A 7,967-nucleotide genomic window follows, 5' to 3' on the forward strand; every position below is an offset into this window, starting at 1 on the left:
ATTATTTCCAGAGTGGTGTCGTTTGCCGATGCTTCAGGGCAATAATGATCGTTTTATTTCTTGTATGGTTGCTATGGAATGATCGTGAAGTTTCAAAAGAAAGGCATATCAAGTGGAGGAATGTGTGAGTCAAAATCTGGCGGCTTATTCATAACTGCCAATGGGAAAAGGCAACACCGAACCCAAAGGTATTATTGTAATGGTTGTAATCAGAGATGGATTCTCCATAGCCACTCGTTAATTTGATCATTCCCTGAAGATTGCGATGTATGGGAAATAGCCAGGTGAATTCCTCATAGCCCCGGGAAAAGAGGCTGCCTAGGTTATTACGGCTTTTGAAGATCATCTGGTGATTGTTCAGGGTGTAATGCAGCTGCAGTTCACCGTCGCCACGGTAGTGAGAGATATCCTTGTTATAGTCATGGTTTGTGATTTTCAGTCTGACCCAGGGTTTCAGGCTGATGGCGACGTTACCGTTCTCAAGCAGAAAGTCGAGATAGACCCGATTCCAGCTATGTTCGTTATCGCCCCCCTTGCCATTGGATTCATGCAGAAATCCTGCCGAGGCTGAGCGCCATACCCACTCTCCCCAGGTATGGTTCATGGGCAGGGTATAAAACAGTTCCGGCTGGTAGTCCGTGTCCCGGAAGTAGGCCGACTTGTCATAGGCCTGCCAGAACGAGTTTTGTGTATAGGCAAATTGAAGGGTGTCGTCTGGTTTGAAAAGATTGCCTGCAAAGGCAAAGCGAAGGCTTAACTGGAATTCGATTTCGGTTCTTTTGACATTCCTGTCGTTGGGATTTAATGGTGCAAAAAAAGCCTGGTTGGGTTTCTGGCTGTGATGTGCGGGTAATAGATAGTTGGTTCGATAGGGCTTCAAAATGAACAGGTCTGATTCGCTGTCAGTTGGTTCGTGGAGTGCGGTTGTTGCCGTCGAAGATACTGACATATTGGCGAAGCCTAGCATGGCGCATAAGGATGCCAGGACATGGGCGTGGTTCCAGTTCATCACATTATCCGTTGATTGAACGATCAGCGTTCCACTGTTAGACCTGCCATTGGAAGCTGTGGAATAATGGCTAACAAGCATAGTCGGAAACGTGTGATTGAGAAGGTTTCTGTCGCGTGACGGCTCGAGGGTGATCTGAGTGTCTGAGACAGGTCGCTTGATGAGGCATCGCCTGATGGCTCGGTCGTGTAACCGTATGCGTACAGGAAGTTTTCTTGAGGGCGCACTATGCTGGAAAAAGTAAGTGCACAATAGAGCGATACATTACGATCCTTCTACAGGGATTCTTCAGAGGGGATGGCTCCACATGGAAAAGTGGCTTGAGAACTTACTGTACGCATCTCGCTGGTTACTGGCGCCAATCTATCTTGGCCTGAGTCTGGTGTTGATCATTCTCGTGATGAAGTTCTTTGAGAGTGTGTTTTATCTGTTGTTTCATCTTTTTGACCTTACGGAAATGTCCGTCCTGCTCAAGATATTGTCATTGGTAGATGTGGTGCTTGTGGGCGGGCTATTGGTCATGGTGATGTATTCTGGCTATGAGAACTTTGTTTCCAAGCTGGATATCAAAGAAGGGGCAGAGAAGCTCAGCTGGCTGGGGAAAATGGACTCCGGTTCTCTGAAGGCCAAGGTGGCGGCCTCTATAGTGGCCATTTCTTCCATTCACCTGTTGAAAATTTTCATGGATGCCGAGCATGTGGATAACGACAAGTTGATATGGTATGTGGTGATTCACCTGACATTTGTCGTGTCAGCGATCGGAATGGGCATGCTGGATTTCATTATGAAAAACAAGAAACAGATATAGTGATGCAAGTCCTCGGGAGGTTGATGCATTCCTCCCTTCCCGTCATATACATATAAGATAATCATCTAATTATCCTCTTATTTATGCCTTAGCCTTATTGGTATAGTGGCATTCCCTGACAGTACCCGAATAATCATAAGCCCGCACTGCAGACGACTGGCGAGCGCTGATACAGCCCTCACCGGTAAATGGACGACTGTAGTGTCAGAAGACGAGTGACCGCATGAGCACGGATTACCACCAGAACCACCTCAAGCAGCTGGAAGCCGAAAGCATTCATATCATTCGCGAAGTGGCGGCCGAGTTCGACAACCCGGTGATGCTGTATTCCATCGGCAAGGATTCCGCGGTGATGCTGCACCTGGCCCGCAAGGCGTTCTTCCCGGGCCGTCTACCTTTTCCCCTGTTGCATGTGGATACCACCTGGAAGTTCCGCGACATGATTACCTTCCGGGATGAACAGGCCAAAAAACTGGATCTTGATCTGCTGGTGCACAGTAATCCCCGTGGTCTGGAGATGGGGATCAGCCCGTTTGTTCACGGCAGCAGCCGTCATACCGACATCATGAAGACCGAAGCCCTGAAGCAGGCGCTGGACAAGTACGGGTTTGATGCAGCTTTTGGTGGTGCCCGAAGGGACGAGGAAAAATCCCGGGCGAAGGAGCGGGTCTACTCATTTCGTGATAAAAACCATCGCTGGGATCCGAAAAACCAGCGCCCGGAACTCTGGAACAACTACAACGGACGGCATGAGAAAGGCGAAAGTATTCGTGTATTCCCACTGTCCAACTGGACCGAGCTGGATATCTGGCAGTATATCTATCTGGAAAACATCGAAATTGTCCCGCTCTACTTTGCGGCGGAGCGCCCTGTCGTTGAACGCGATGGCACCTTGATCATGGTGGATGATGACCGGATGCCGCTGGAGCCAGGGGAAACACCCGTGATAAAGAAGGTCCGGTTCCGTACCCTGGGTTGCTACCCCTTAACCGGTGCGATTGAGTCCGAGGCGGATACCCTGCCATCCATCATCCAGGAAATGCTGCTGACCCGTACATCGGAGCGACAGGGACGGGTGATCGACCATGACCAGTCCGGCTCCATGGAAAAGAAAAAGCAGGAAGGCTATTTCTAGCGTTTCCAAGCCAACCATAAAACAGAATATGTCGTTTACCAGCTGATTCCGGGACGCTTGCCATGAGTCACCAGTCTGAATTGATCGAAAAGGATATCCTTGGTTATCTCAAGGAGCATGAAGAAAAAGCATTGCTGCGGCTGCTGACCTGCGGCAGCGTGGATGACGGGAAAAGCACCCTGATCGGTCGCCTGCTGCATGATTCCAAGATGATTTACGAAGACCAGTTGGCGGCGATCAATGCGGACAGCCGCCAGTCCGGCACCCAGGGCGACCGGCCGGATCTGGCCCTGCTGGTGGATGGACTGCAGGCGGAACGTGAACAGGGTATTACCATTGATGTCGCGTACCGTTATTTTTCCACGGCAAAACGAAAGTTCATTATTGCGGATACGCCGGGGCATGAGCAGTACACCCGCAACATGGCGACCGGCGCGTCGACCTGTGATCTGGCGATCATCCTGATCGATGCCCGGTATGGCGTGCAGACCCAGACCCGACGGCATACCTATATTGCCAATCTGCTGGGTATCAAGCACCTGGTTGTCGCTATTAATAAAATGGATCTGGTGGATTTCTCTCGAGACCGGTTCGAACAGGTCCGCAATGACTATCTTGATTTTGCCGAGAAACTGAATCTGGGCGATGTGCGATTTGTGCCCATGTCTGCGCTGGAAGGCGACAATGTGGTGAATCGAAGTGATCGAACCCCCTGGTATACCGAAGGTTCGATCATGGAGATTCTGGAAACCGTTGAAGTTGACGGTGATCGGAACCTGACGGATTTCCGTTTTCCCGTCCAGTACGTCAACCGACCGGACCTGAACTTCCGCGGCTACGCCGGTACCGTGGCTTCCGGTGTCGTTAAACCGGGAGATGCTGTCACCGTACTGCCCTCCCGAAAAGAGTCCACCGTGAAATCCATCGTTACCTGGGAGGGGGGGCAGGATGAGGCCTTTGCTGGTCAGGCAGTGACCTTGACCCTGAGTGATGAGATCGACATCAGTCGTGGTGATACGCTGGCCCTCTCCGATAACCTGCCGGATGTGCACCATGCGCTGGACGCTATGGTGGTCTGGATGGCGGAGCAGCCGCTGCAGCCGGGGCGACGTTATGCCATCAAACTGGCCTCCACGGTGGTAGATGGCACTGTGCGTGACATTGAGCATCGGGTTGATGTGAATACCCTGGAAAAAGGTAATGCTGATCAGCTCGAGTTGAATGAAATAGGCCTATGTCGCCTCATTCTGGAAAAAGACATAGCCTTCGACCGGTACCGGGATAACCGAACCATGGGTGCGTTCATCATTATTGACAGGATGACCCATGTCACGGTGGGTGCCGGTATGATCCGTGGGAAAACCGAAGCGGGCGAGGATGTACAGTTGCCTGTATCAGTGCAAGATCGGCAGGTGCGCCTCGGGCATAAACCGGCATGGGTCGTGCTCCCGGAAGGCGAGGATATTAGGCGGCTGGAGCGCACTCTCTTTGATCGGGGTTATTTACCGGTGGTTGTTGAGTACTCTGAGGCGGGACATTGGCTGGAAAGTGCAAAAGCGCTCTACAGTGCGGGTCTGATCGTTTTGATAGCAGGTGTGCCAATGGGATTGCAGCCACAGGCCTGTCCGGACGATGCAGTTGTGATTAGTCATCGTGATCCTGGTGAAGGCAATCTGGAAGCATTTATATTGCGTCAGCTTCAGCTTGGATAGCCTTATTCTAAATAGAGTATTGATAACCCCATGATGCACGCCACTATCGTTGTTACGTTTTATCATGGGGTTATCAAGTTTGCGCTTATATTTTCAATGAATTCGTATCATTAATATGCTTGCTTTATCAAGCTATTGGGGGAGATCTTCAGGCTTTACGGTGCCATTTTTCTTAACATTAATTTTTCCCGTACTATCGGTTTCAGTTGAGAGCTGGTACATATCCTCAAGATTCATTAATGATGATTGTAATGCTTGAATTGTATCTCTATTGACTAAATATGAATGAAGTAATGCTGCATATTGGGTTTCAAGATCAGAACGGCTCATGGCAACGTCTTTACACTTACTATCCGACTGGCATGTGTCACTATCCAAAACGCTGCGCATATCATCTTTGAGCGACTTATTAATGGCCTGTAAATCATTAATTTCTGCTTGTTTTTTCCTGCAGACTACTACAGCTTCGCATTGGAGAGCCTCTGCCTGCTCCTGCGTTTTTGGACATAATACCTGTTTTGCATGTTGCTGGCTGCTTTCAGACGTGATGTAGAAATGGAAAACGACAGCGCTTACGAGTATGACTGCGGCACAAATGGGTATGCTCAGAAAGTACAACGGCGTCAATGTAAATGATACAACTGTCACCAAAGAGGCCACGTAAGCTCCCATAGTCGTAATAAAACCGGTCAAGAACCAGTTTAGATCCGCCATTTCTATTTTCCTCTCATTTAAAATAGTGCCGTGCTCAACGTCATACGTATAAAAAGAATCTGAGAAACGGTGTGAATACTGAGCTTCAGGACTGGTTTCTTTTATAAATGACAGTTGACCTGATTGCATATGCTCTTCATAACAGGGACGGGGGCTTCCATATGGTTTTTTGGATATGTTAGGGATTCCTTGCTGCATCATACACTCTCCATGCTGTTTAATAATAAGCCTTGCTTTTGGCTAAGAGGCTTGTATACATATTGACAGGTCAGATAAGTGAAAGTTCCTTAAGTCCCGCTTAACGATCTGAAGCAGTAAGGCTAAATCGAATGAAGGGAGCGTCCCCTGTGCTCTTCAGGCAAAATACCTGTGCAACTAATAACGCACCCATAAGGTGCTGCACAGGGACGCTCCCGGATGGTAATTCCAAAGCCTGAAAAAATCGACATAGAGTTCACCGATGCCAAGCTGACAGGCATGGCCGGATGCCTGTTTGTGGCTCGACTTGCCAACCAGCTCAAACTGCCTGACCTGCTCAGAAACAAGATTCATCTCAAGAAACGCAATCGCGGCTGTGATGACAAGGACTCTCTCCTTGGCCTGATTCATAGCTTCTGTGCTGGAAATGGAAANAAAACGAATGGGCGAATACCTGACCTTATTTGATGCGAACACCGTGAAAGCCCTGTATTCCGTCGTCCGCACCCTCTGCCAGCAAATAGCGCCTGAAGTAATAAACCATTTCGTTGAGCAGAAAGAGTACTTGCCGGTTTTTCTTGATGGTACTGAGATTGAGGTAACGGGACGTTATTTTGAGCAGGCTGACGTTGGTTACAGTGGCAACAGACAGTATTGGCTTCACAATATTTTCATCGGACATCTGTGGGTCAGTGGTCGCCTGAACCCAGGGGCCAGTGATGTTTGTATCGGCTGGAAAGAGCAGCTCGAAAATGATGTTGCCCCGTTAATCGAACAAGGAATTCCTGTGTGGGCTCGCATGGACAACGCCTACTACAGGAAAGAGGTTGTCGAATGGTTTGAACAGAAGCAATGGGACTTCTCTGTCAGTGTCACTAATAGCAACAACTGTCGTCCGGTGCTTGAATGCATTGAAGGTTTGCCCGATCACGCCTGGACAGCCATTCGAAGTGATGGAACTGAAGAAGCTATCTTCTCCTATCATCAGCCCGCCAACTGGCAGCGTGAGCAAACGTATGTCGTTACCCGACGCTGGCACGATGGAAAACAGTGGTTAATTGAGCCTCGCTACTGTGTGATCCTGGTAAGCAGAACCGATCTTCCACTCAAAGAGCTGGTCAGGCGTCATCGTGAAAAACAAGGACAGGAAAATGCACAGAAAGGCCCACTGATTGATCTGGACTTACATCATCCACCCTGTAAAAAATACCATGCCAACCAGGCTTTTTACGCCTGTGGTCAAATTGCCCAGATTTTGCTGAGGGCATTGCAATACAGGGCTCTGCCGAAGTCAGAAAGGCAACATGGAATCCGGCCATAAATCCGAAAGCTTGTCCGGTCTGTAGGTCGTCTGACGTACAGTGGCAAAAAATGGACGTTGAAGTTTGTAAAAACAGCCGTGGCTCTGAAATGGCTGTGGGAGGCCGCAGTGAGGCTGGATGTCAAAGGAGGTTCGGCCAGTACATAGCGCAGACCGAAAACACTATTTTTCTACTGAACGCACTCGTTGTGGGGATGACTGTTCGCTAAAAACTGCGACCGCCCAGAAAAATGGATAAAAGGAAGCTAAGTGATCATAAACACAAGCTGATTCCAAAGAGATAACTGCGTTTTGCGCAAAAACTGTACTCTGTTGCCAAAAGTACGGCCAGCTTGCTCACATTCCCAAGGTTAAGCGGGATTTAAGGAAAGTTGCTGTTGTTAGTAATAATTGCAGGGTTGTCTTGATTGGTTTTTTATATTTTTTGGAAAAACAGTGAAGCATATTTGTGGAATCGAATGATATGTCATCTCGGATGATTATCTTTACGTAGTGTTTTTTTATAATGTGATGATTATGAGGTGGAATGGCAATAATTGCGGTCTGACTTTCTATGGTGTCCCGGATCTTGTTCTGGTTCAGAAAGCTCGGTATGTCGGTCAGAGTGATGACATACTATCCAGAAAGGGGGTGTTCTGCCTTTTCGGGATATACTACACACTATTGTTATACAAAGCTCCTGGAGGCGAATCAGGGTATATGGTTGGCGAACCGGGATGTGTCGGTGGAGCTAGCGAGTGTAGTTGTTGATTATGCGTACTTCTGCACACTTGTCGGTTCCTGCTGAAACAACCGGAGAATTTTGCAGAGCGTCTGAGGCATTGGTAGTGTTCTCCTTTGTGCTGAGAATCCTGAGGAGGCCTTGAGACTGTTCATCTTTGGCAACAAAGGCCCCTTCAAAGAATACGGCTCCGGCGCCAAGATCTAGAACCATGAAAGGAATGAGTATCGGTATAAGGATGAAGCTAAAGGCTATACCGATTGCACAACCCCCCTGTGCCAGCATAGTTGTCGCCTCTTCTGAAATTTCCAACTTAAACAGGGGGTGGTCAGTGAGTAATCAATGACCC

Annotated in this window: 7 protein-coding genes; 4 read left to right on the forward strand and 3 right to left on the reverse strand. The window is 48.7% G+C overall.

Annotated elements, in window-relative coordinates; all coding sequences use genetic code 11:
- Positions 1-148 precede the first annotated feature (148 nt).
- Positions 149-1,009, reverse strand: coding sequence for a phospholipase A (locus ABD892_RS00395; protein WP_345192695.1), 861 nt, complete (start codon positions 1,007-1,009; stop codon positions 149-151).
- A 307-nt stretch (positions 1,010-1,316) separates the two neighbouring features.
- Here ABD892_RS00395 and ABD892_RS00400 point away from each other — a divergent pair, with 307 nt between their 5' ends.
- The 3 genes from ABD892_RS00400 (at position 1,317) to cysN (ending at position 4,664) form a co-directional block, all read left to right on the forward strand.
- Positions 1,317-1,817 (forward strand): TIGR00645 family protein, encoded by a 501-nt coding sequence (locus ABD892_RS00400; RefSeq protein ID WP_345192697.1) that lies wholly within the window; start codon positions 1,317-1,319, stop codon positions 1,815-1,817.
- 223 nt (positions 1,818-2,040) lie between these two features.
- Positions 2,041-2,952 (forward strand): sulfate adenylyltransferase subunit CysD, encoded by a 912-nt coding sequence (gene cysD / locus ABD892_RS00405; RefSeq protein WP_345192700.1) that lies wholly within the window; start codon positions 2,041-2,043, stop codon positions 2,950-2,952.
- A 62-nt stretch (positions 2,953-3,014) separates the two neighbouring features.
- On the forward strand, positions 3,015-4,664 hold the full coding sequence (cysN, locus tag ABD892_RS00410; RefSeq protein WP_345192702.1) for a sulfate adenylyltransferase subunit CysN: 1,650 nt from the start codon (positions 3,015-3,017) through the stop codon (positions 4,662-4,664).
- Between the two features lie 132 nt (positions 4,665-4,796).
- Here the strand turns inward: cysN and ABD892_RS00415 are convergent, their stop codons facing one another.
- The gene (locus ABD892_RS00415) at positions 4,797-5,579 is read right to left on the reverse strand and encodes a hypothetical protein (RefSeq protein ID WP_345192704.1); all 783 of its coding nucleotides are present in this window, start codon (positions 5,577-5,579) and stop codon (positions 4,797-4,799) included.
- A gap of 174 nt (positions 5,580-5,753) precedes the next feature.
- Positions 5,754-5,987 (reverse strand): hypothetical protein, encoded by a 234-nt coding sequence (locus ABD892_RS00420; RefSeq protein WP_345192707.1) that lies wholly within the window; start codon positions 5,985-5,987, stop codon positions 5,754-5,756.
- Positions 5,988-6,018: 31 nt separating this feature from the next.
- On the opposite strand from ABD892_RS00420, the gene ABD892_RS00425 reads away from it, so the two are divergent.
- Entirely contained in the window at positions 6,019-6,897 is an 879-nt protein-coding gene (locus tag ABD892_RS00425) for a transposase (protein ID WP_345192709.1), read from the forward strand.
- The last annotated feature ends 1,070 nt before the right edge of the window (positions 6,898-7,967 follow it).

The organism is Kistimonas scapharcae (assembly GCF_039540975.1).
GTDB classification, from domain to species: Bacteria; Pseudomonadota; Gammaproteobacteria; order Pseudomonadales; family Endozoicomonadaceae; genus Kistimonas; species Kistimonas scapharcae.

Coding starts and splice junctions, on each gene's coding strand:
- ABD892_RS00395 (WP_345192695.1), bottom strand. CDS start 1,009: ATGAACTGGAACCACGCCCATGTCCTGGCATCCTTATGCGCCATGCTA.
- ABD892_RS00400 (WP_345192697.1), top strand. CDS start 1,317: ATGGAAAAGTGGCTTGAGAACTTACTGTACGCATCTCGCTGGTTACTG.
- cysD (WP_345192700.1), top strand. CDS start 2,041: ATGAGCACGGATTACCACCAGAACCACCTCAAGCAGCTGGAAGCCGAA.
- cysN (WP_345192702.1), top strand. CDS start 3,015: ATGAGTCACCAGTCTGAATTGATCGAAAAGGATATCCTTGGTTATCTC.
- ABD892_RS00415 (WP_345192704.1), bottom strand. CDS start 5,579: ATGATGCAGCAAGGAATCCCTAACATATCCAAAAAACCATATGGAAGC.
- ABD892_RS00420 (WP_345192707.1), bottom strand. CDS start 5,987: ATGAATCAGGCCAAGGAGAGAGTCCTTGTCATCACAGCCGCGATTGCG.
- ABD892_RS00425 (WP_345192709.1), top strand. CDS start 6,019: ATGGGCGAATACCTGACCTTATTTGATGCGAACACCGTGAAAGCCCTG.